The organism is Pannonibacter sp. (genome assembly GCF_051860505.1).
In the GTDB taxonomy this organism is placed as follows: Bacteria; Pseudomonadota; Alphaproteobacteria; order Rhizobiales; family Stappiaceae; genus Pannonibacter.
Map to the genome: position 1 here is coordinate 224432 of NZ_JBHYDX010000002.1, position 22435 is coordinate 246866.

General features: G+C 63.4%; 24 protein-coding genes and 2 pseudogenes. 22 read left to right on the plus strand and 4 right to left on the minus strand.

Going from position 1 to position 22435, the window contains the following annotated elements; translation table 11 throughout:
- Positions 1–79 precede the first annotated feature (79 nt).
- From ACTIFE_RS02380 to ACTIFE_RS02480, 21 genes are all read left to right on the plus strand, one after another.
- Positions 80–4432 (plus strand): strawberry notch-like NTP hydrolase domain-containing protein, encoded by a 4353-nt coding sequence (locus ACTIFE_RS02380; protein ID WP_439527563.1) that lies wholly within the window; start codon positions 80–82, stop codon positions 4430–4432.
- Positions 4433–5470, plus strand: a complete 1038-nt coding sequence (locus ACTIFE_RS02385) for a DUF7146 domain-containing protein (RefSeq protein WP_439527564.1) — start codon at positions 4433–4435, stop codon at positions 5468–5470.
- A gap of 339 nt (positions 5471–5809) precedes the next feature.
- Positions 5810–6745 (plus strand): DUF2493 domain-containing protein, encoded by a 936-nt coding sequence (locus ACTIFE_RS02390; protein WP_439527621.1) that lies wholly within the window; start codon positions 5810–5812, stop codon positions 6743–6745.
- Between the two features lie 160 nt (positions 6746–6905).
- Positions 6906–7322, plus strand: a complete 417-nt coding sequence (locus ACTIFE_RS02395) for a hypothetical protein (protein ID WP_439527565.1) — start codon at positions 6906–6908, stop codon at positions 7320–7322.
- A gap of 692 nt (positions 7323–8014) precedes the next feature.
- Positions 8015–8416 (plus strand): single-stranded DNA-binding protein, encoded by a 402-nt coding sequence (locus ACTIFE_RS02400; protein ID WP_439527566.1) that lies wholly within the window; start codon positions 8015–8017, stop codon positions 8414–8416.
- 577 nt (positions 8417–8993) lie between these two features.
- The gene (locus tag ACTIFE_RS02405) at positions 8994–9161 is read left to right on the plus strand and encodes a hypothetical protein (protein WP_439527567.1); all 168 of its coding nucleotides are present in this window, start codon (positions 8994–8996) and stop codon (positions 9159–9161) included.
- A gap of 208 nt (positions 9162–9369) precedes the next feature.
- Positions 9370–9618 carry a hypothetical protein gene (locus tag ACTIFE_RS02410; RefSeq protein WP_439527568.1) on the plus strand — a complete coding sequence of 83 codons (249 nt, stop codon included), beginning with the start codon at positions 9370–9372 and terminating at the stop codon, positions 9616–9618.
- Positions 9619–9750: 132 nt separating this feature from the next.
- Positions 9751–10014 (plus strand): DNA -binding domain-containing protein, encoded by a 264-nt coding sequence (locus tag ACTIFE_RS02415; RefSeq protein WP_439527569.1) that lies wholly within the window; start codon positions 9751–9753, stop codon positions 10012–10014.
- A 117-nt stretch (positions 10015–10131) separates the two neighbouring features.
- The gene (locus ACTIFE_RS02420; protein ID WP_439527570.1) at positions 10132–10356 is read left to right on the plus strand and encodes a transcriptional regulator domain-containing protein; all 225 of its coding nucleotides are present in this window, start codon (positions 10132–10134) and stop codon (positions 10354–10356) included.
- Positions 10357–10423: 67 nt separating this feature from the next.
- Positions 10424–10903: a DUF2285 domain-containing protein gene (locus ACTIFE_RS02425; RefSeq protein WP_439527571.1), complete on the plus strand. Its 480-nt coding sequence runs from the start codon at positions 10424–10426 to the stop codon at positions 10901–10903.
- Between the two features lie 135 nt (positions 10904–11038).
- Positions 11039–11320: a helix-turn-helix transcriptional regulator gene (locus ACTIFE_RS02430; RefSeq protein ID WP_439527572.1), complete on the plus strand. Its 282-nt coding sequence runs from the start codon at positions 11039–11041 to the stop codon at positions 11318–11320.
- A 10-nt stretch (positions 11321–11330) separates the two neighbouring features.
- The gene (locus ACTIFE_RS02435; protein ID WP_439527573.1) at positions 11331–12452 is read left to right on the plus strand and encodes a replication initiator protein A; all 1122 of its coding nucleotides are present in this window, start codon (positions 11331–11333) and stop codon (positions 12450–12452) included.
- Positions 12449–13087: a ParA family partition ATPase gene (parA, locus tag ACTIFE_RS02440; protein ID WP_439527574.1), complete on the plus strand. Its 639-nt coding sequence runs from the start codon at positions 12449–12451 to the stop codon at positions 13085–13087. Before ACTIFE_RS02435 ends, parA begins: the two co-directional genes overlap by 4 nt.
- Complete coding sequence (locus ACTIFE_RS02445) at positions 13084–13350, plus strand: ribbon-helix-helix protein (protein ID WP_439527575.1); 267 nt, start codon at positions 13084–13086, stop codon at positions 13348–13350. Before parA ends, ACTIFE_RS02445 begins: the two co-directional genes overlap by 4 nt.
- Entirely contained in the window at positions 13347–13865 is a 519-nt protein-coding gene (locus ACTIFE_RS02450; protein ID WP_439527576.1) for a DUF2840 domain-containing protein, read from the plus strand. Before ACTIFE_RS02445 ends, ACTIFE_RS02450 begins: the two co-directional genes overlap by 4 nt.
- Positions 13862–14407: a S26 family signal peptidase gene (locus ACTIFE_RS02455; protein ID WP_439527577.1), complete on the plus strand. Its 546-nt coding sequence runs from the start codon at positions 13862–13864 to the stop codon at positions 14405–14407. Before ACTIFE_RS02450 ends, ACTIFE_RS02455 begins: the two co-directional genes overlap by 4 nt.
- Positions 14408–14475: 68 nt before the next feature.
- Entirely contained in the window at positions 14476–14814 is a 339-nt protein-coding gene (locus ACTIFE_RS02460) for a DUF736 domain-containing protein (protein ID WP_439527578.1), read from the plus strand.
- A gap of 3 nt (positions 14815–14817) precedes the next feature.
- Entirely contained in the window at positions 14818–15603 is a 786-nt protein-coding gene (locus ACTIFE_RS02465) for a lytic transglycosylase domain-containing protein (protein WP_439527579.1), read from the plus strand.
- A 250-nt stretch (positions 15604–15853) separates the two neighbouring features.
- Positions 15854–17623 carry a relaxase/mobilization nuclease domain-containing protein gene (locus tag ACTIFE_RS02470; protein ID WP_439527580.1) on the plus strand — a complete coding sequence of 590 codons (1770 nt, stop codon included), beginning with the start codon at positions 15854–15856 and terminating at the stop codon, positions 17621–17623.
- Positions 17624–17666: 43 nt separating this feature from the next.
- The gene (locus tag ACTIFE_RS02475; RefSeq protein WP_439527581.1) at positions 17667–19658 is read left to right on the plus strand and encodes a conjugal transfer protein TraG; all 1992 of its coding nucleotides are present in this window, start codon (positions 17667–17669) and stop codon (positions 19656–19658) included.
- A gap of 8 nt (positions 19659–19666) precedes the next feature.
- On the plus strand, positions 19667–20107 hold the full coding sequence (locus ACTIFE_RS02480; RefSeq protein WP_439527582.1) for a ribbon-helix-helix domain-containing protein: 441 nt from the start codon (positions 19667–19669) through the stop codon (positions 20105–20107).
- A 22-nt stretch (positions 20108–20129) separates the two neighbouring features.
- On the opposite strand, the pseudogene ACTIFE_RS02485 reads toward ACTIFE_RS02480, so the two are convergent.
- A pseudogene (locus tag ACTIFE_RS02485) lies at positions 20130–20513 on the minus strand (EamA/RhaT family transporter); the annotation flags it as partial.
- A 12-nt stretch (positions 20514–20525) separates the two neighbouring features.
- On the opposite strand from ACTIFE_RS02485, the pseudogene ACTIFE_RS02490 reads away from it, so the two are divergent.
- Positions 20526–20630 (plus strand): annotated as a pseudogene (locus tag ACTIFE_RS02490) (DUF2274 domain-containing protein); the annotation flags it as partial.
- A 14-nt stretch (positions 20631–20644) separates the two neighbouring features.
- Here the strand turns inward: ACTIFE_RS02490 and ACTIFE_RS02495 are convergent.
- The 3 genes from ACTIFE_RS02495 to ACTIFE_RS02505 are packed head-to-tail and all read right to left on the minus strand — an operon-like array spanning position 20645 to position 22332.
- A complete protein-coding gene (locus ACTIFE_RS02495; RefSeq protein WP_439527583.1) occupies positions 20645–21592 on the minus strand; it encodes a LysR substrate-binding domain-containing protein in 948 nt (315 codons plus the stop codon).
- On the minus strand, positions 21589–21846 hold the full coding sequence (locus ACTIFE_RS02500) for a DUF1272 domain-containing protein (RefSeq protein ID WP_439527584.1): 258 nt from the start codon (positions 21844–21846) through the stop codon (positions 21589–21591). The genes ACTIFE_RS02495 and ACTIFE_RS02500 overlap by 4 nt, the downstream gene beginning before the upstream one ends.
- A gap of 9 nt (positions 21847–21855) precedes the next feature.
- Complete coding sequence (locus tag ACTIFE_RS02505) at positions 21856–22332, minus strand: GNAT family N-acetyltransferase (RefSeq protein WP_439527585.1); 477 nt, start codon at positions 22330–22332, stop codon at positions 21856–21858.
- Positions 22333–22435 lie beyond the last annotated feature (103 nt).

A 22435-nucleotide genomic window follows, 5' to 3' on the forward strand; every position in this document is an offset into this window, starting at 1 on the left:
CGGGAGGGGTTTGAGCCAGTGCGGTCGAGAGAGAGCGCTGCGCGGCTCGATCCGTTCCCGCTCTCCCGAGGTTCCTCCCATGACATATGCTTCCGCCGCGACCCTTCCGGCTGCGCCGATTTCTGCCGCAGTCGATACGGCCGTCGCTGTTCACCAGGCAGCACTTCTGCTTCTTCCTCATCTCGAACGCGGCCAGCGCATTGATGCCGCCACTCTGCGCGGCGCGATGGAAACCGCCTTTGGCGCGTCCGACGCCACGGGCGCGTGGGACTGGAAGACCGCCTATGAAGCCTGCGAGGCGGCAACCGTGCTGTTCCTGCGCAGATACGGCAAAGCGCTTTTCCGTAAAGCCGGGTCTCAGGCGGCCAGCCTGCCCCTGTTAGCGAAGATCGCCGGATTTCTGCCCACCCACACGCGCCGTTCGGAAGAGAGCCAGGCCTTCCAGCAGTTCTCGACGCCGATCCCGCTCGGGCTGATCGCCGCGACGGCCGCCGCCATCACCGCCGCCGACCGCGTTCTGGAACCTTCGGCTGGAACCGGCCTCCTCGCCATCCTGGCCGAGATCGCCGGAGGTTCGCTCATGCTGAACGAGTTGGCGGAGACTCGCGCCGATCTGCTGTCCCACCTCTTTCCAGCCATTTCCGTCACCCGCTTCGACGCGGCCCAGATTCACGATCACCTCGCGCCTGGCACCGTGCCGACCGTGGTGCTGATGAACCCGCCATTCTCGGTCATGGCGAATGTTTCCGGCCGGATGGCCGACGCCGCCTATCGCCATGTCGCCTCGGCGCTGGCGCGTCTGGCCGATGGCGGGCGGCTGGTGACGATCACCGGATCGAGCTTCGCACCCGATATGCCGGCCTGGCGGGACGCTTTTATCCGGCTTCAGGAACACGGCCGCGTGGTGTTTACGGCGTCCATCGACGGTTCGGTCTATGCCAAACATGGCACGACCATCGACACCCGACTGACCGTCATCGACAAGCTGCCCGCCGATGATCCGTCGGCGTTTCCGGCATCGCCGGGGATTGCACCCGATGTCGCCACGCTGATCGGCTGGATCGGCGCGCATGTTCCAGCACGGATGCCGGTCGATCCTGCGATCTCGGTTCCCGTCACTGCACCGTCCGCAGTACCGCGCATCGTTCGCGGCTACCTCGCCCACGCCGCCGCATCCTCCCCCGTCCGCACCGCCACGGAACTCGAGGGTGTGGAACTCGCCTATGAGACCGTGGACTGGACGCCTGCCGAGAACGGCCGGATCACCGATGCGATCTATGAAGAATACGGATTGCAGGCGATCCGTATTCCCGGCTCTGCGGCCCATCCAACGAAACTGGTGCAATCGGCCGCCATGGCTAGCGTCGCACCGCCGAAGCCGAGCTACCGGCCGCAGTTGCCTGCCAACGTCGTCACCGACGGCCTGCTGTCCGACGCGCAGTTGGAAACCGTCATCTATGCCGGAGATGCCCATTCGGACTTCCTTGCCGGATCATGGACGCTGGACGAGACCTTCGATGTCGTCTCGGCTGCACCTGATGATGCGCCGAACGCCGTCCGCTTCCGTCGCGGCTTCATGCTCGGAGACGGCACCGGCGCTGGCAAAGGCCGCCAGTCAGCCGGGATCATCCTCGACAACTGGATGCAGGGTCGGCGCAAGGCCGTCTGGATCTCCAAATCCGACAAGTTACTCGAAGACGCGCAGCGCGACTGGTCGGCGCTCGGCATGGAGCGGCTGCTGGTCACGCCGCTGTCGCGTTTCCCGCAGGGCAAGGACATTCGCCTCCCTGAAGGCGTCCTGTTCACCACCTATTCCACGCTCCGGTCCGATGAGCGCGGCGAGAAGGTTTCCCGCGTCAGGCAGATCGTCGAATGGTTGGGCTCCGACTTCGATGGAGTGATCATCTTCGACGAAAGCCATGCCATGCAGAACGCCGCCGGCGGCAAAGGGGAACGCGGCGATGTTGCCGCCTCGCAGCAAGGTCGCGCCGGCCTGCGGCTCCAACACGCCCTGCCGAACGCCCGGGTCGTCTATGTCTCGGCCACAGGCGCGACCACAGTTCACAACCTCGCCTACGCCCAGCGGCTCGGCCTCTGGGGCGGTGAGGATTTCCCGTTCTCGACGCGCGCAGAATTCGTCGAGGCCATCGAAGCGGGTGGCGTCGCAGCGATGGAGGTGCTGGCCCGCGATCTTCGGGCGCTCGGGCTCTATACAGCGCGGTCGCTCTCCTATGATGGCGTCGAATACGAACTGGTCGAACACCAACTCACGCCGGAACAGACCCGCATCTATGACGCCTATGCCGGGGCGTTTTCGGTCATCCATAACAATCTCGACGCCGCGTTTCAGGCCGCCAACATCACCGGCGGCGGCGATGGCGGCTCCGCCACGCTGAACCGGCAGGCCAAGGCCGCCGCGCGTTCCGCCTTCGAGTCAGCCAAGCAGCGCTTCTTCGGTCATCTGCTCACCAGCATGAAAACCCCGACCCTGATCGCCGCCATCGACCGCGATCTGGCAGACGGCCATGCCGCCGTGATCCAGATCGTTTCCACCGGCGAGGCGCTGATGGAACGCCGGCTGGCCGAGCTTCCCGCCGAGGAATGGAACGACGTCCGCGTCGATATCACCCCCAGGGAATACGTCCTGGACTACCTCGCCCATTCCTTCCCGGTGCAGCTCTACGAGCCGTTCACCGACGACGAGGGCAATCTCTCGTCGCGTCCCGTCTATCGTGACGGCCAGCCGGTCGAAAGCCGCGAGGCCGTCGCGCGCCGCGACCGGCTGATCGAGAAACTCGCCTCGCTGCCTCCCGTTCCGGGCGCGCTCGACCAGATCGTCCAGCGCTTCGGGACGGACGTGGTGGCCGAGGTGACGGGGCGTAGCCGAAGGATCGTGAGGAAGATCAGCCCCGGTGGCATCGACCGGCTGGTTGTCGAGAACCGCTCCGGATCGGCCAATCTCGCGGAAACGGCCGCCTTCATGGACGACATGAAGCGCGTGCTGATCTTCTCTGACGCAGGCGGCACCGGCCGCAGCTATCACGCCGATCTCAACGCGAAGAACCAGCGGCTGCGCGTTCACTACCTGCTGGAACCGGGCTGGAAGGCTGACGCCGCCATTCAGGGGCTGGGCCGCACCAACCGCACCAACCAGAAACAACCGCCCCTGTTCCGGCCGATTTCGACCAATGTGAAAGCGGAAAAGCGCTTCCTCTCGACCATCGCCCGCCGTCTCGACACGCTGGGCGCGATCACGCGCGGCCAGCGTCAGACCGGCGGTCAGGGCCTGTTCCGGCCGGAGGACAATCTGGAATCGCACTATGCGCGTGATGCGCTGCGACAGCTTTATCTCCTGCTGGTGCGCGGCAAGATCGAAGGCTGTTCGCTCCAGATGTTCGAGGATGCGACCGGTCTCAAACTGATGGACGATACCGGCATCAAGGACGAGTTGCCGCCGATCACCACCTTCCTCAATCGGCTGCTGGCGCTCACCATCGAATTGCAGGGCGTGCTGTTCACGGCCTTCGAGCAGCTTCTCAATGCCAAGATTGAGGGCGCCATCGCCTCGGGCAACTACGATGTCGGACTCGAAACGCTGCGGGCGGAATCGTTCGTCGTCACCGACCGCCAGACCATCCATGTCCATCCCGGCACCGGGGCGGAGGCCCGGCTGCTGACCATCACGCAGCGCGAGCGCAACCGGCCGATCACGCTTGCCGAGGCCCTCGATCAGCTTGCCAATCCTCGGGCGAAGCTGCTCATCAATGAGCGGTCAGGCCGCGCCGCCGTGCAGGTCCCGACCACCAGCGTCATGCTCGACGATGGCGAAATCGAGCGGCGCATCCGGCTGATCCGGCCGATGGAAGCGCACAACGTCCCCATAAAGATGATGGACGAGACCCATTGGGTCGAGGCTGACCAGACTGCGTTCACGTCGGCGTGGAATGCCGAGGTCGCCGAGGTGCCGGAGTTCGTCGACAGCACCATCCATGTCGTCAGCGGCCTGTTGCTGCCGATCTGGAAACGCCTGCCGAATGACTCGACGCGGGTTTACCGGCTCCAGACCGATGACGGCGAGCGCATCGTAGGCCGCCGTGTTGCGCCCGCCTGGGTTGCCAGTGCGATGGCTACCGGCACATCGACGCTGACGCCGGATGACGCCTTCATGGCGTTGATGGACGGCAAGACCATCCTCGACCTGACCGAAGGACTTCAGCTTCGGCGCAGCCGCGTCATGGGCGCCAACCGCATCGAATTGTCGGGCTTCACCGACACGATGCGCGACCGCCTCCGCGCCTACGGCCTCTTCCACGAAATTATCTCGTGGAAGCTCAGGATGTTCATTCCGACCGATGCTTCCGGCCCCGCCATCCTGGCCAAAGTGCTGGAGCGCTATCCCGTCCAGCGCATTGGTGAACGGGAGGCGGCATAGATGGCTCGCCGTGACACCGCCCAACTCGCAATCCGTCTCGACCGACAGGCCGAGGCAGTGTGCAAGCACTATCTGTCGAACGGCCATCGTGAAGGCCGCTACTGGCTGGTAGGTGATGTGCAAAACAGCCCTGGTCGCTCGATGTTCGTGCGCCTGACGGGACCGGAAACCGGCAAAGGTGCTGCGGGAAAATGGACCGATGCGGCCACCGCTGAACACGGCGACCTACTCGACGTCATTCGCGAGAGTTGCGGCCTCGTCGATTTCAAGGACGTCGCTGACGAAGCCCGTTCTTTCCTCAGCCTGCCAAGGCCGGAGCCTGATCCGCTTCCCCGATCCCGCCCCGAAAGAGCGCTGGCAGGATCACCGGAGGCAGCACGGCGTCTGTTCGCCATGGCGCAGCCGATTACGGGGACAGTCGTGGAAACGCATCTACGCAAACGTGCGATTACGACATTGCACGAAACCGGAGCCCTCCGGTTCCACCCGCGCTGCTATTATCGCCCCGAGAGGCATGATCCCACCGAAACCTGGCCCGCGATGATCGCTGCCGTCACCGACCTTGACGGCGTCCAGACCGGCGCGCATCGCACCTGGCTCCTGCCCGATGGAAGCGACAAAGCCCCCGTCGCAACCCCGAGGCGAGCGATGGGCAATCTCCTGGGGCACGGTGTCCGCTTCGGTGTGGCGCAGGATGTCCTCGCGGCAGGCGAAGGGATCGAGACCGTGCTGTCGGCCCGCTCGGGTCTGCCCCATATGCCAATGATGGCGGCGCTCTCTGCGGCGCACCTCGCCGCCATCCGGTTCCCGGCAACGCTGCGGCGGCTTTACATCGTGCGCGATGCCGATCCGGCGGGGGATGGTGCGCGCGACAGCCTGATCGAACGGGCGAGAGGCGTCGGGATCGAGGCGGTTGTCCTGTCGCCAGTGCTCGGGGACTTCAATGAGGATCTGCGCCAGTTCGGCATCGATGCACTACGGGCGGCCTTGCGGGTTCAGATCCTGCCTGAAGACGTCAGCCGGTTTCTCGCGGCGTGAGGCGGCATCGGTCACGTCGGAAATGAGGCGCACAGCAGCCCAAACCTGCCATATGCGGTGATGGTGTTGTCCTGATGTGTCGGAGAGGCCGCCGCCCACGGCCTTCTGAGAGGGCGATCGAGCCGTCAAACGGCCCTGACCGGCAATGGCTGCGCCCGGCTATTTTCCGCCGCACCCTATGGGCGCTTTGCATCGCGAGGCAAAATAGCCGGGCTACGCCATCCAGCGCTTGAGGCTTGGCCCTCCGCTTTGCTGCGGGTGCAGGTCCAGGCCGCCCGACAGCTTTCGTCGCCTGCGAAGGCCGCGATGGGCGCGGTCGATCCGACAAAGGCGAACACCATGATGACCGAATACGATGACGCAGGTTTCGAACCGCCGCACACCTCATCCCCTACCGATCACCTCCTCAGCGAACTCCAGCTCTACGGCTACCGTCCGTTCGAGGATGAACCCGACCCAAGGCCGCTTCCCGAAGGCAATGCCGTCGCTGGCGCCGTCGCAGACATCTTCGACGCCTTGATCGTCACGCTCAGTGATACCCGCCTCGAACCCGACCTCGACGAACTGCTGTGGTCGACCGTCAATCTCTTCCACCGCGCCACCGCCCGGATCGAGCGCGACCTGGACGATAACGAGCAGGCTCAACGTCGCGGCCAGCGCGAACAGGACGGCTCGGAGGTGAAGTCGGTCGAGCTGGAACGTCTGACAGCCGAGGGGCAGACCTTCATCGAGCGGCGCAACAGCATGGAACTCTTCCGCGATATCGCCGCCGAACAGTTCGAGCGCCACACCGGATCGGCCTGGCGGCCGCGCTCAGGGTCGATGGTCAACCACCGCAACCTGACCTCGGCGATGATCGACTCCAGGGACTTCCTCGCCGCCAAACGTCGGGCGGAAACCGAGGTGATGCTCCCCGCCGGTCCCAAGGTCGCCTTCACCGGCGGTCTCGACTTCAACGATCACCACCTGATCTGGGCCAAGCTCGATCAGGTCCATGCCAAGCATCCCGATATGGTGCTGCTGCACGGTGGATCGCCGAAGGGCGCCGAGTTGATCGCGGCGAAATGGGCCGACACCCGCAAGGTCCCGCAGGTTGCCTTCAAACCCGACTGGACGAAGCACGCCAAGTCCGCGCCCTTCAAGCGCAACGACGCCATACTGGATGTCCTGCCGGTCGGCGTTCTCGTCTTCCCGGGCACCGGGATTCAGGAGAACCTCAGTGACAAGGCCCGCAAGCTCGGCATCCCGGTCATGAAGTTCGACGGCGGCGCGTAAGCGCCGCCGCTCGGCGGCTGTTTCAGCCGCCATTACTTGACTGAGCCATATTCTGGCTCTCATAAAGCATCCTTGCAGAACCGGCGAAGTAGCATAGTCGCAGGCGGAACGTACCTCTGGCAGCCTGTCGTGACCCACAACCCTTGCTGTGGAGGCTTCCATGACCCTGATCCTGCTCGCCATCTCTTTGTCGATTGCGCTTTGCGTCATCGCTTATAATTTCGCCATCTATGCCTTGCCGTTCATGGTGGGACTGACGGCATTCCAGTATGTCTATGGAACCGGCGCCGGTTTCCTGATGTCCGGCCTGGCCGCCATCGGTGCGGCATTGCTTTCGGTCGGCCTGGTCATCGCCGTTCTGGGCTTTGCAAAGAACCCGGCTTTGCGGCTCATCGCGCTCGCCATCTTCGCCGTGCCGGCCGCTATCGCGGGATATGCGCTCGTTTATGGCGTCACGAAAAACGCCATCGATTCGACCATCGCGCTCAACCTACTCGGCGGCATTGGAGGTCTCTTCATCGGCATTGCGGCGATGCTCAATCTCAACGCCCTCGGATCGGCCGTCCTCTCGCGCTGAGGCGGCGACCACGATTCGCCGTTTCCATGGAAAATGCCACGGCGGCAAACGCGATCAAGCATCCCGACTCCTCCTCTGAAACGAAGATTGCAGCGTCAGATCAACGGCGTTTGTCGCTCTTGGTCTTGCCCGGAAGCTGAACGTCATCCGTCGTAGTCGACCATCGAAGCAGACAAGATCGTTATGCTGCTGGTCAATTCCTTGTGCCTTGATGGACGGGGCAGAGAACCGCATTCCTTCTCGCGTACAGGCGTCGTCAAAGAGCGATTGAAGGGAATACGGTGCCTTTCACCTTCTCCCTGATACCCTTCTACCGTCCCGGATAGCCCGGCTCTTCATGAAGGCGAAGCGCGGGGCGCGTGAGGGTGAATGACATCCCGTTGCCGAAGGCGCCGCAGTTCCGGTGTCGTGTCTCGATGGTGGATGTCGGCAAGGACGAAGGTTCCGCAGATCGCCCCGATTGGCTTTGCCGCAGGACTTATCCCTCCGACTGATTGATCCCCTAAGCCCGTTCAGTTTCCGCCAGCAACCCCTGCGAACCGGGCCGAGTTGGCGCCGAAGCGCCTGCCCGCACCACCCCTATTCTTCGGGGTTCGCCCTGCGCATTCGCTTCGGTGCAGTCGTCTCCCGACGGTCTTGGCCGGGTCTCGTCGGAGGGACGGCCCCTCGGGCTGAAGCAACGGAGACATCAAATGCAGAACATCGTCATTCTCGCCGGCAATATCGGTCAGGAGCCCGAAACCCGCACCACCCAGGGCGGCACCAGCATCACCCACTTCACGCTGGCCACCTCGCGCCCCCGCTACTCCGAAGGCAAGGTGGTCCGGGACGAAAACGGCTATCGGGTTCAGGATACCGAATGGCACCGCATCACCGCCTTCAACGGCCTCGGCAAGACGATCCAGCAATATTGCGAGAAGGGCATGAAGGTTCTGGTTCGCGGCCGCATCCACTACACCAAATGGACCGACCAGCAGGGAAACGATCGCTACGGCTGCGAGATCATCGCCGAGACGGTGGATTTCCTCAGCCGGGCCAAGCAGACCGAGAGCAACGACGGCAAGTTCAGCGACGACGATGACATCCCGTTCTGAGCCGGAGCCCGAAGCCCGGCGGCTCAAGCCGCCGGGCTTCTTTCCTGTTCTCGGCAGATCGCGGATAACGCAAGGTCATCAGGCCAGCACTGCGAAAGCTATCGACTTCCGCTCACCACGGCTCCGCCAGACTGACACCCGCCGTGGAAAGGGTCGCAAGCCGCCCGTCATACCAAAATGATCCTCGAAAAAGCGCGACTGCGCGCGGTCCTAACCCTCTCAGCGAAGGTCTGGCGCTCATCGTATGGCACGGCCGGTCAAAGCAGCGGCGGGGATCACCCGTCCCAGTCTCCGGTGCAGAACGACGATCGAGTATTGGGCGCTGAGGGCTGAACACTGGCTTCAGCGTGAGCAAAGAACATCACCAGCTCCTGTGGTCGAAGCCCCAACCCCGCTCTCAAAGACGCAATTCCTTGGTTTATCTCAGGGCTATTGCCCTCAACCCATGAAGGGTCCGCTACGCGAGCGTGCGGCCTCTACGGCTTCGCCTGCGAGGTGATCGCAACCCGGAGACAAACACTTCGGGCGCCTGTCGAGCGGGGGATGGTCCTCCGCCTCCAAGACAGGAGCCGGAACAATGTCCTTCGCAGATGCTCACGCTTTCGCCTTCAGCCTGGCCGCCACCCTCATGGTCTCCATCGTCATCTTCCGCGCCGGGGACGGCACCATGGGCGTGATGCCCGCCTGCGAGTATGACGGCGAGGACGACACCATTGTCGATGAGTTGGACCCTTTCGCCCCGTGAGGGGCTAAGGCCATGCGAAAGCCGCCACAGGCTTTCGCCGCTGACATCCGCCAGCATGAACACGCCTTTCCCGGCGACCGAATCAGTCGCCTTTTCTGGCGCCTTTCAAAAATCTCAAACGACGATTCCGGGTCGCTATTTGCCCATATCCCGACTATAATAGTCGTTTTCGTGGCGTACGTACTGATGTCTGTGGAGGTGATCATGCATGATCACCGCCCGACAGACACGGGCCGCACGCGCGTTACTCGGCTGGAACCAGGAGACGCTCGCTGACAAGGCCCTCGTATCCCTGACCGCGCTCAAGCGTTTGGAGTCGGTCAACGATCTGCGCGTGCATGAAGGCACCCGCGATCAGGTACGCAGGGCGCTCGAAGCGGCAGGCATCATCTTCCTGTCCTCCGGCCGCCGTGAAGGCGTGATGGTGGATGCTGAGGTCGCAGAGATCAGGCGATAGGCTTTCAGAGCTCATTTCGGCATGTCCGACCCGCAACACCCGTTGCTTCCGACACACCATCCCCCCGGCACGTTTCTGCGATAAGCCGCCACTCACATCCATTGTGGAGACGACAACCTGCGTCGCGCCGACATGACTACGTTCCAATTTCTCGATGAACCACCGTCAAGCCCTGCCTTGACCGAATACGACCGCGCGCATTTCAAACTCTATATGCGTCTCCTCGACGCGCAGGCCGACGGCGCAGACTGGCAAGAGGCCGTGAGCGTGCTGTTCGGCATCGACCATGAGCGGGAACCAGAACGCGCACGGCATATCCACGACACGCATCTGGCGCGCGCGCGCTGGATGACCGAACACGGCTATCGGCAACTGCTGCTCGGTCGCCCAAACTGACGAGGTGTTGTCGCGGTGACAACACCTGTTGCCAGCGCTTCGGCTTCACGCGCGCTCGACTCACTGGAATCAATTCCCGCCTGACGTGCGTATCTGTCAGTATTGGGAGTAGTGCCCATGGTCCCCGATACATCTCGGTGGAAAACAAGTCCCGACTATGACTTCATGGACGATCTCAGCGTCAGTGATCTTGCATGGGAATGCCTGCGCCGCAACGAGGCCTACCAAACAGATTATTCAGGGCTGTTGAAATCAGAGCAGGCTGGCCAGCCATTGCCGCAAGCGTTGCGCCAACGCTGGGGGTTGCGATTTCGCCGCTCGCCCCAGTCGCAGCAGCCATGAAGAGGCCGTTTTCTGGACCCCGGAGGCCGATACCAGCACGCTCCATCTGACAGGCGCGCCTTCACCTGTGGGCGCTTCGCCCAAAAGCCAATCGGATCTACGCGAGACCATCCGGCGCCACGCGCCCGAGGGCACACACCTGCAACTCGCGATCCTCTCCCCCGCAATCCATGTCATCGTTTTGGCGTCACCGGAGGCTGGCGTGCCGCTCGCGGCGATAGTGCCGCTCGACGCCGACGGCCTCGACCGCATTGCGGCGGTCGACCGGCTGTGGCGAAGCCTCCACCACCTGCCAGCGCCAGTCGACGCACGCCTGACCCAGCAACAACGCCGCCGTCTGAAGCTGATGCTGCGCGCCGCCGATGGTCGCATGAACCATGCCACCTATCGTGAAATCGCTGACGCAATCTTCGGCACTGACCGTGTCGCCGACGATCCCTGGAAGACCTCGGCGTTGCGCGACACAACCAGGGATCTTGTCCGCGACGGCCACGCCATGATCGCAGGCGGCTATCTCAAATTGCTCCGTCATCGTCGACGCTCCTGATCGAACCCTCATCTGAGGGGGGAGAATTAGGCTTCCCCAAGATCCCCCTCCTTCTTCGCGGTCCTACTTCGCCACCTTGGCCCTCGTCCGCCGCTGACAGTCAGCGGCCCCAACGAACCCCACGGAGGCCCTCTCATGTCCCCCAATCTCGCCGGATTGCCGCCGCGCTATCTGCGTACGCCTGAAGCCGCCCGCTTCCTCAGCCTGTCTGGCCGCACCTTGGAAAAGCACAGGACCTATGGCACAGGCCCGGCCTATCGGAAGCTCGGCGGCCGCGTCGTCTATTCGATCGAGGATTTGCAGGCCTGGGCCAACCGCGGCGCCGTCACCTCGACCTCCGACCCGGCCGGCTCGATCCTGCCCGCGAAACGCCACGAAAACCACGCGACCGAGCGCGGCGCGCGTTCGTATCGTTGAGGAGCCGTATATGTCACGGCGTCGCCTCATCACCTCCAGCGAGCGGAGCAAGCTCGATCCCTTTATCGTAGCCACCGGCGACGCCAGCCCGCGCGATCAGCGCGACCTCATGGAACGGCCCTTCTTTTCGCTGGCCAAGGCCAAGCGCGTCGTGCCGATCCTCTATGAAACCGGCGACGTCCGCGTCGAGGTCTTCGCCGTGCCGGAACATGGCATGGCGACCATCTGGGATGCTGACGTGTTGATCTGGGCCGCAAGCCAGATCGTTGAGGCCGAAAACCTCGGCCTCAAGACATCCCGCTTCCTGCGTTTCACACCCTACCAGCTCCTCATCGCCACGGGCCGCGAAACCGGCGCCCGTGACTACCGGCTGCTGAAGGGCGCGCTGTCGCGCCTGCAATCCACCTCCATCCGTACAACCATCCGCCACGGTGAGCATTGGCGGCGGCACCAGTTCTCCTGGATCAACGAATGGGAGGAACTGACCCGCGCCGACGGCCGCGTCGAGGGCATGGAGTTCGTCCTGCCCGACTGGTTCTATCGTGGTGTTATCGACCGGACATTGGTTCTGGCCATCGACCCAGCCTATTTCCGGCTGACCGGCGGCGTTGAACGCTGGCTCTACCGGGTCGCCCGCAAACACGCCGGCCGTCAGCCGAACGGCTGGGTGTTCGAAGTTCCTCATCTCCATGAAAAATCCGGCAGCCTGGTGCGGGTTTCCGACTTCGCCCTCCAGCTCCGGCGCATCACAATCCGCCAGCCGCTGCCGGGCTATCGCCTGCACATCGAACGTCAGGGACGGCGCGAACTGCTTAGAATCCTGCCCGCAGAGTTTTCCACAGGTCCTGTGGACAAACCTGTGGAAGCGATCGGGACTTCGCACGCAAACGGTATCGGGACTTCACACGCAGCACTATCGGGACTTCGCACGCACGGATCGCAGCTAACCCTCTGGCCCGAAACGACGATTCCGACCCTTAACTTAGAGTCTAACCCAGAATCTAACTCTTCTTTTGTAGATGGGGCTGTGAACAACGTCGGCAGCGGACTCCGGAAAGGGCCTGTCGCACAGACCCAGACCGATGACACCAGCCGCCTGCGCGATGACCGCGAGAGCGGGGGCGCCCGATGATCGTGGCGCTCCTCAACCAAAAAGGTGGTGTCGGCAAGACGACGCTCGCGCTGCATCTGGCGGGCCAATGGGCCAGCGAAGGCAAGCGCGTCACCCTGATCGATGCCGATCCGCAAGGCTCGGCGCTGGACTGGTCGCAGCAGCGCGCGCGTGAGGGCCTGCCACGCCTGTTCGGCATTGTCGGCCTGGCGCGCGACACCCTGCATCGTGAAGCACCCGAACTGGCCCGCGACGCCGATCATATCGTGATCGATGGGCCGCCGCGTATCGCCGGACTGATGCGCTCGGCACTTCTCGCCGCCGACCTCGTGCTGATCCCGGTGCAGCCGTCACCGTTCGACGGCTGGGCCTCCGCCGAAATGCTGGCATTGATCACTGAGGCGCGCATCTATCGGCCTGATCTGATCGCCCGCTTTGTCCTGAACCGTTGCGCCGCCCGCACCGTCATCGCCCGCGAAACGGCCGAGACGCTGGCAGATCACGATCCGCCTGTACTGACGACCACCATCGGCCAACGCATCGCTTTCGCCGACCTGGCGCAAACCGGCCGCCTCGTCTTCGAGGCCGATGCCGACAGCGTGGCCGCGCGCGAGATCGCTGCGCTCGCCACCGAGGTCGGGAGGCTGTCGCCATGACGAAGCCGCCGCAAAAGCGTGGCTTCACTGCGCGCCCTGCCGATCCCGAACACTGGGTCAAGGCGTCCGATCCTGCCGCCACGGCGCCGTTGCTGTCATCGCCGAAGCAGAGCGGGTTCACCGCCCGACTGACCGTCGATGTCACCCCGGACCTGCGAGGACGCATCAAGATCGCCGCCTTCCAGCGCGGCGTCACCGCCGCCGACATGCTGCGCAACTTGCTCGCGCGCGAATTCCCACCCTCATCAGGAGACCCCTCATGACCGGAAACGCGACTCCTCGCCTGCGCGGCGGCCCAACGCCGGCCAACCCCGCACCGTTCACCACCCTCGTCGAACTGACATGGGTCGAAAAGAAAATCGAACACTGGATCAGGTTCGGTCGCCAGAGCTACGACCAGATCCTCGACCGACGCCGGCGTGTCGTCGGCTTCGCGCCGAACAGTCTGTTCGCATTCGTCCGCTGGGCGTCGAATGACTACGGCACGATCATTTCACGCATCGACATCGTGCGCGCCATCGGTCCTGGCGAACCGTTCCAGACGCTGCCCTTCGTGCGTCCAGGCGGCGAAATCCATCTGAATATCGACGGCTGGCCAAAGGTCGAACGGGTGCTGCAACTGATCGACGCCATCGAAGCAATGGGCCTCGATCCGGTTGATGCCGCCCCGGATTACTGGCGCCATGTCCACAACCGGCTGACGGCCAACCAAGAACCCCACGCCTATACCGCCGAGCAGCACCGGGCGTGGTTATTGCGCCGGAGGGCGGAGCCATGAGCCGCCTCGGTTGGGCCGTGGCGACCTTCATCGCCACTAGCGGCGTGGCCGTCGCCACTTGGATCGATGCCCCGACCAAACTGATCTGGAATGCGTCGGCCAGCACGCCGATCGGGTTCTACACCGTCGAGCCAGTGGGGCGCCTGGAAGTCACAGACCTAGTCGCGGTCGATGCACCCGAACCGATGGCGAGCTTCCTTGACGAAGGCGATTATCTGCCGCGCGACACGCCACTCCTGAAGCGCGTTCTCGGCCTGCCAGGGCAGACCGTCTGCCGTACGGGCGTCGTCATCACCGTCGACGGGATCAAGATGGGAACGGCGCTCGAGCGCGACCGCATCGGTCGACCGCTGCCGGACTGGCAGGGCTGCCACGTCATCGCCGACGGCGAAATCTTCCTGATGAACTGGGAAGTCCTCGACAGCCTGGACGGTCGGTATTTCGGCCGGATCCCGTCGGTTTCGATCATCGGTCGCGCGGTTCCGCTGTGGACCGACAATGACGGCGAAGGCCGCTTCGAATGGCGCGCGTCAACGCGGTGAACGCCACGCCTGCGGCGGGCGCACCGCTCGCCGCCAGCTCTCCCACCGCAACAGGAAGGAACCAATCCATGCCACAGATCGGTCAATTCACCCGCGAGAAGTCGGGCTTTTCCGGGCGCATCCATACGCTCACCCTCTATCGGGAAGTCAGCATCGTTCCGGCAGAACCATCGGACGCCGAGAACGCGCCAGATTACCGCATTCTTCACGGCGGTGATGACGGCGCACCGGAGATTGGAGCGGGCTGGAAGCGCACCGGCGAGAAGGCTGGCGACTATGTATCACTGCTGATCGACGATCCCGCTTTCGCTCAGCCATTCCGCGCCAACCTGTTCCAGAATGGTGACGACGACAGCTCTTGGTCGCTGCACTGGAACCGCCAGCCCAAGCGCGGCGAGCGGGAGTGACCGATGCCGCTCTCCCGCACATCGTCCGCCATCATCACTAAACCCGGAGGTCATACCGCCGTCCAGCGCATCTCCCTCCTTCTCCTTTCCGGCCTTCTTCTCGCCGTCACGCCGCCGGTCGTCACACAGGCGCAGAGCGTGCCGGTGACGCGAACGTCGATGGCCGATCCGCATGCCGCCTTCGTCACCGAAGCCTCGCAGCGCTTCAGCATGCCCGAGCACTGGATCAGGGCGGTGCGCCGCGTTGAAAGCGGAGGCGACGTGCGCGCCATCTCGTCGGCGGGCGCGATGGGGCTGATGCAGGTCATGCCCGCGACCTGGGCCGAGTTGCGCACCCGCTATCGCCTCGGCAATGACCCCTACGATCCGCGCGACAACATCATGGCGGGGACGGCTTACTTGCGTGAGATGCACGACCGCTACGGTTCGCCAGGCTTCCTCGCAGCCTATAACGCCGGTCCCGGTCGCTATGAGGAATACCTCGCAGGCCGCCCCTTACCGGCAGAAACCCGCGCCTATGTCGCCACGCTCGCGCCCCTTGTCGGTGCGGGCGAAATCGCTCCAAGCAATCCCAGCGCTGTCGTTGTCGCCGCCGCCGATCCACATGTCTGGCGGCGCGCGCCCTTGTTCATCGCGCGCTCGGACGGGCCATCTCCTGCCATTCCCGTGCAGACTGATGCCGCTTCTGACGACGCCCCGGCTGCAGCTCCAGTGCGTCATGTTTCGGGGATCGTGCCGCAATCGGGTGGCCTGTTTGTCGCCCCATCTGGCGCAGGAGGCCCGCAATGACGGGTTTCGCGGTGTGGCGTGGCATGGCGTGCTTCTGGAAAGGAGGTGCGGGATGGCGGGGGTGGAGGCAGGAAACGACAGGCAGAGGGCAAGATAAAAGCGCCATGTCCACCGCCGCCCAAGTCTTTGACTTGGCTTGGTTTTTGGCGTGCCGGTCGGTTGGGAGCAGTGCCGCTGACCGCGTTTTCTTTAATGATTACAAGGCTGTTTCCGACACTGTGCCCGTCTTGGCCTGCTGGAGGGCGCGGCCATGAGCGAAGGCGACGGCGACTTCAATGTCCGGCCAGGGCGTATCAAGAGCACCCGCGCGGGTAAGCAAAAGAGTTTCATCAATCAGGTCCTGCGCGCCGCGAAGAAGGCTGGTCACACCGGGAGCGGCGGGGTGTCACGATCTGGCGGCGGGACAGCGGCGCGTGGCCGTTCGACCTTCGGGCGCGGCCGCAACACGTTCAGCCGCAACCGCCTGTTTGGCAGCAACCGCCGTGTCGTGGTCACCGCCCGGATCGCCCGCCACTCCGGCAAGGCCTTTCGTTCGGCCCCGCTCTCGACGCATCTGTCCTATCTGAAGCGCGAAGGTGTCACCCGTGACGGGGAGAAGACGGTGATGTTCGATGCCGGCAGCGACCGCGCCGATGACATCGCCTTTGCCGAGCGTTGCAAGCATGACCGGCATCATTTTCGTTTCATCGTCTCGCCCGAAGACGCCGCCGACCTGACCGACATTCGCGCCTTCACCCGCGATCTCGCCAGCCAGATGCAATCCGATCTCAGGACCAAGCTCGATTGGGTGGCCGTCGATCACTGGAACACCGACAACCCGCACGTCCATCTGATCGTGCGCGGTGTCGACGAGACCGGCGCAGACCTCGTGATCTCGCGCGATTATATCAGCCGCGGACTGCGCTCCCGCGCCGAGGATCTCGTCTCCATCGAACTCGGCCCCAAGCCCGAGCACGAAATCCGCAACGCCCTGGACAAGGAGATGACGGCGGAACGCTGGACGCGGCTTGATGTCGAGATCCGAATCGCGGCCGACGAGACCGGCTTCATCGACCTGCGGCCGGAAAATCCTGGCACGGCCGATCCCGAACTGCGCCGCCTGATGGTCGGGCGCCTTCAGCATCTGGAAAAGATGGGCCTCGCAGCACCTGCATCATCGGGCGAATGGATGGTCGGGCTGGAGGCCGAGCGATCCTTGCGCGATCTCGGCATGCGTGGCGACATCATCAAGACCATGCACCGCGCCTTCACCGAGCGCGGTCAGGATCGCGGTGTCGCCGACTATGTGATCGACGGCGGCGCGGCAGGGACGCCCGTCATCGGTCGACTCGTGGACAAGGGCCTGCAGAACGAACTGACCGGTGAAGCCTATGCCGTGATCGACGGCATCGATGGCCGCGCCCACCATGTTCGTTTCCGAAGCATCGAGGCGTTCGAGCATTCCCCGCCCATCGGCGGCATCGTCGAGGTCCGCCGTTTCGGCGGCCCCGACGACCCGAACCCGACAGTGGTCCTGGCCGGCCGTTCCGATCTCGACCTCAACCGCCAGATCACGGCGCCGGGCGCCACCTGGCTCGATCATCGCCTGGTCGAGCGTCAACCGACCACGCTTGCCATGGGCGGTTTCGGACGCGAAGTCCGCGATGCGATGGCGACTCGCGCTGACCATCTGACTGAGGAGGGCCTCGCCCGCCGTCAGGGTCAGCGCATCATCCTGCAGCGCGATCTTCTCAAGACACTGCGCCAGCGCGAACTGGATACCGTCGGTGCGAAACTCTCGACCGAAACGGGGTTGCCACACATGAAGGCACAAGCCGGCGAGCATGTCGCCGGCGTCTATCGCCAGCGCCTGACGCTCGCATCCGGCCGTTTCGCCATGATCGACAATGGCCTCGGCTTCCAGCTCGTGCCCTGGAGCCCACCGCTCGAAAAGAAGCTGGGCCAGCACATCGCCGGTGTCGCCAACGGCAGCGGCGGCATCGAATGGAGCCTTGGCCGCAAACGCGACCTTGGCCTGTAGCGCCGGGCAACACATCAACCGTTATGCAGAAAGGGCAACGTCAATGTCCGCGACAAAAATTCTCTGGGGCCCGATCCTCGTTGTTGTCCTGATCGTGCTCCTGTCGATCTGGGGCGCCACGCAATGGACAGCTTGGCAGCTTGGGTTTCAGGCGCAGCTCGGCACGCCCTGGTTCGAGCTGGCTGGGATGCCCGTCTACTACCCGCCGATGTTCTTCTGGTGGTGGTACGCCTATGAGGCCTACGCCCCCGGGATTTTCAACATCGGCGGGATGATCGCTGCATCCGGCGGCTTCATCGCCATCACCGTCGCCATCGGCATGTCGGTATGGCGGGCGCGTGAAGCCAAAACCATCGCCACCTATGGCTCGGCCCGTTGGGCGACCCCCGCCGAGGTGAAGGGCGCAGGCTTGCTCGGTCAGGATGGCGTCGTTCTCGGCAAGCTTGAGCGCGACTACCTCCGCCACGATGGCCCCGAGCATGTTCTGTGCTTCGCCCCGACCCGCTCCGGCAAGGGCGTTGGCCTCGTCGTTCCCACCTTGTTGACCTGGCCGGGCTCCGTCGTCGTTCACGACATCAAGGGCGAGAACTGGCAAATCACCGCAGGCTTTCGCGCGCTTCATGGCCGCGTGCTGCTGTTCGATCCGACCAACACCAAATCCGCCGCCTACAATCCGCTGCTCGAAGTCCGGCGCGGCGAGTGGGAAGTTCGCGACGTCCAGAACGTCGCCGACGTGCTGGTCGACCCCGAGGGGTCGCTGGAGAAGCGCAACCATTGGGAGAAGACCAGCCATAGCCTGCTGGTCGGCGCCATCCTGCATGTCCTCTATGCCGAACCCGACAAGACGCTGGCCGGTGTCGCTGGCTTCCTGTCCGACCCGAAGCGCCCGATTGAGACGACGCTGGCGGCGATGATGACCACGCCGCACCTCGGCGAGAAAGGCCCGCATCCGGTCATTGCTTCAACTGCGCGCGAGTTGCTGAACAAATCCGACAACGAGCGATCCGGCGTGCTGTCCACCGCCATGTCGTTTCTCGGCCTCTATCGTGATCCCGTCGTCGCCGAGGTGACGAGCCGCTGCGACTGGCGCATCGCCGACCTCATTGAGGACGAACGGCCGGCGACGCTCTACCTTGTCGTGCCGCCCTCGGACATCTCCCGCACCAAGCCGCTGATCCGCCTGGTGCTCAATCAGATCGGCCGCCGCCTGACCGAGGATCTTCACACCAAGAGCCGACGGCATCGTGTTCTGATGATGCTCGATGAGTTCCCGGCGCTCGGCCGGCTCGATTTCTTCGAAAGTGCCCTGGCCTTCATGGCGGGGTACGGCCTCAAAGCCTTCCTGATCGCGCAGTCCCTCAATCAGATCGAGAAGGCTTATGGCGCCAACAATTCCATCCTCGACAATTGCCATGTCCGCGTCTCATTCGCCACCAACGACGAACGCACCGCAAAGCGAGTGTCGGACGCACTTGGCACCGCCACCGAGATGAAGGCGATGAAGAACTACGCCGGCCATCGCCTGTCGCCCTGGCTCGGGCATCTGATGGTCTCGCGCTCCGAGACCGCGCGCCCGCTGCTGACGCCGGGCGAGATCATGCAGCTTCCACCCAATGACGAGATCGTCATGCTCGCGGCGACCCCGCCGATCCGGGCCAACAAGGCGCGCTATTTCGAGGACAAGCGCTTCAACGAGCGCCTGTTGCCACCGCCGGACCCGGCCAAGACTTCACGGACCACGCGGAAAGACGCCTGGACGGAGCTGAAACCACAGACGCCGGATGCTGCCCTGCTGGCCGAGATCCAGAAGGCGAAAAAGGACGCTGCCAACAGCGGACTACGCCGCGAGCCGGAACTACCCGATCATGTCGCCATCGCCAGGGAAACCACGCCGTCCAACCCATCCCAGGAGTTCGACATCGTGATGGATGACCAGCCCGAAGATGCGGCCCGGCAATCCCGTATTCTGCGCCAGCAGATGCGCGGTGTCGCCCGTCAGATCGCCATGGACCCCAACGACAATATGGACCTGTGAGGAAACCCATGCGCGACCGAATGAACGTCTATCTGCCCTCGGACCTGATGAAGGGGATTTCCGAACTGGCCGAGCGCAAAAAGCTTTCACGCTCCGCCATCGTCGAGGCGGCCGTGGCGTCGTTCCTATCTCCGGATGGCGCCGACAAGCGGGAGGCTGCCTTCGCCCGCCGCCTCGACCGGCTATCGCGGCAGGCGCAGAGGATGGAGCGCGATCTCGGCGTCACCGCCGAAACCCTGGCGCTGTTCGTCCGTTTCTGGCTGACGGTCACGCCGCCGCTTCCTCCGGACGCGCAGTCTGCCGCGCAAATCAAAGGGCGGGAACGCTATGAGGGCTTCGTGGAGACGCTGGGGCGGCGACTGCAAAAGGGGCAGAGCTTCTTGCGAGAGATTCCTGATGATCTGCCTGGCGGTGATCATCCCGCCGACGATGCGAAAACAGACACCTAATCCCTAGTGCAACGTCACAGGGCTATTTTGCGAATTCTTTCTCGCCCGCCACGCACGCCAACACGGCGATAGTGACGGCAGGCATCATCGGGCTGACCTGTTCATGCAACAGCGTGGCAGTGAGCGCGAGCCCAAAAGGGTCGGAGCAATTGAAGTTGTCCAACGGCAGCGATGCCACCCTGAGCCAGTCCGCGATGCCAGAAGACAAAGCCGATCAGCGAAGCCAGCCGCCGAGCTTGCGCGACAGCTTCGCCCCTTCGGTATAGCCGAGACCGCACATGATAACGGCCGCCAGCATCAGCAGGTCGCCGATGGGCGCGACCGTGACGCCCTGTGTCACAGCGAACCCGGCCACGAGCGCATTCCCGAGACAAGAGAACAGCCAAAACGCCGGGCGCGGATGATCATGAAGGCGCCAATGGGGACGGCGGAACACGATCTCGTTGACGTCGATCTCGATGAGCGGCTGACCGTGCCGATGCTGGAGCGATTCATTTCGACGGATCGGGGCTTTGCGAAGGCGCGGCGGTCGCCGGATCAGGATCCATTCATCCCGCTTTCCAAAGGACCAAGCAGGCATGTAGTGACAATGCTGGCCTCGCAGCGTTTCGAGATTACCTTTGCCAGGCTAAGCAGCCGCCGGAAAGCGGGATTGTCGTTGCGCGGCGACCAGACCGCGCAGAACGGCAGTACTTGTCCGGCAAGCGGGCGATAGACGGCGCCAGGGAATTGCGTGGCGGTGGTCGCCTCACTGGTTAGCGTCAGGCTTTGCCCTGTGGCCACGATCTGCATCAACGTGTCGCGATAAACCGCGTGCCGCTGGATGTTGGGACTATGTCCCAGTCCGGCAAGGTGCTTCACCAGATAGTCATGGATCTCCGCACCCGATTGCGCCTCACTGACGACGAATTCGCAATCCCGAAGATCATTCCAGCCAATCTCCTGCTTTGCTGCCAGATCATGCTTCTCGGACATCGCCACATAGACGCGCTCATTCCACAGATGCGCGAAATCACAACCCTCGACTGAAGGCATTCCGGTCAGAAATGCGACATCCAGCCGATGCTGCTGAATCGCCGGCACATGGTCGGTTGCATCGCCTTCGGCATATTCGATCCGCACCCTAGCATGATCGGCGCCATAGGCATCCAGCAACTGGGTAATAAAGCCGGAGGCCATGGAAGACATCAGACCAATTCTGACAACGCCCTCTTGGCCCCGCCCGATTATGCCAACCTCCAGCGTCGCGTGGGTGAGTTGATTCAGCGCCTTGCGCGCCCTGCGGATGAACCGCTCACCCGCGATCGTGAGGGTGACGCCACCGTGACCGCGAATAAACAGGGCGGCACCGATATTGTCTTCGAGATCACGGATGCGACGACTGACTGTTGAGGGTTCAACAGACAGGCCGCGCGCCGCGCGTCGAAAGCTTCGTTGCTCCGCCGCTGCAAGAACATATCTTAGATGACGGAGCTCAAATTTCATGTGCCGTGACCCATCCGGTCCCGGCACTCCACATTGTGCATCCGCTTCATCGAAGCAGGATATTTCGGAAGCAACGTTTCCGGCCTGATCGGCCTTGGAACAAGATTGCCGCCGCAGTTTGGACATGTACCGTCAGGCAGCATCTTGGCGCAGGCAGCGCAAAACGTACATTCAAACGAGCAGATGCGTGCTTCTAGGCTGGAAGGCGGGAGATCTCGGTTGCAGCATTCACAGTTCGGGCGGATATCAAGCATCGATCCGCCTCACGCCTTGAGATCATATGTGATCCAAGGCGTGGCCTGCGCAACCTCGTCATAGAATCCTCGCGCTATCGCATTGTCGGGTGCCGTGATCCAGCGCACTAGAGGCCAGCTGCGTTCCCGCGCGATTAATGACAGCCTCTCGATCAGATGACGCCCGATGCCGAGGCCTCGGCTATCGGGATCGACAAACAGATCGTCAAGGAACCCGGCATCCTTTCCCAAAAGCGGCTTGGGGAACGCTCGAAAGTGCGCGAAGCCGATAACCTCTCCACCGTCGGTGACGGCGACGATACATTCCTGAATATGAGCGGAGTCAATGAGCCATGCCCATGTCTGGTCAAGAATGCTGTCATCCATCGGTACATCATAGAATGCGGCATAGCCGCGATAGAGCCTTCGCCACGCTTCGGCATCTTCCGGCGCGACAGCTCGAACCAAGACTTCTTGGCGTTCAGATTTCTTTGTCGGCGCTATCATAGCCTATCCTTCAATGGGTTCGATCGCTGTATTCAGAAGTACTGCTCGCCTATTCTTCCTCGGCGAGCAGTACACGTTGTATTACTTCATCACGGTCTTGAAA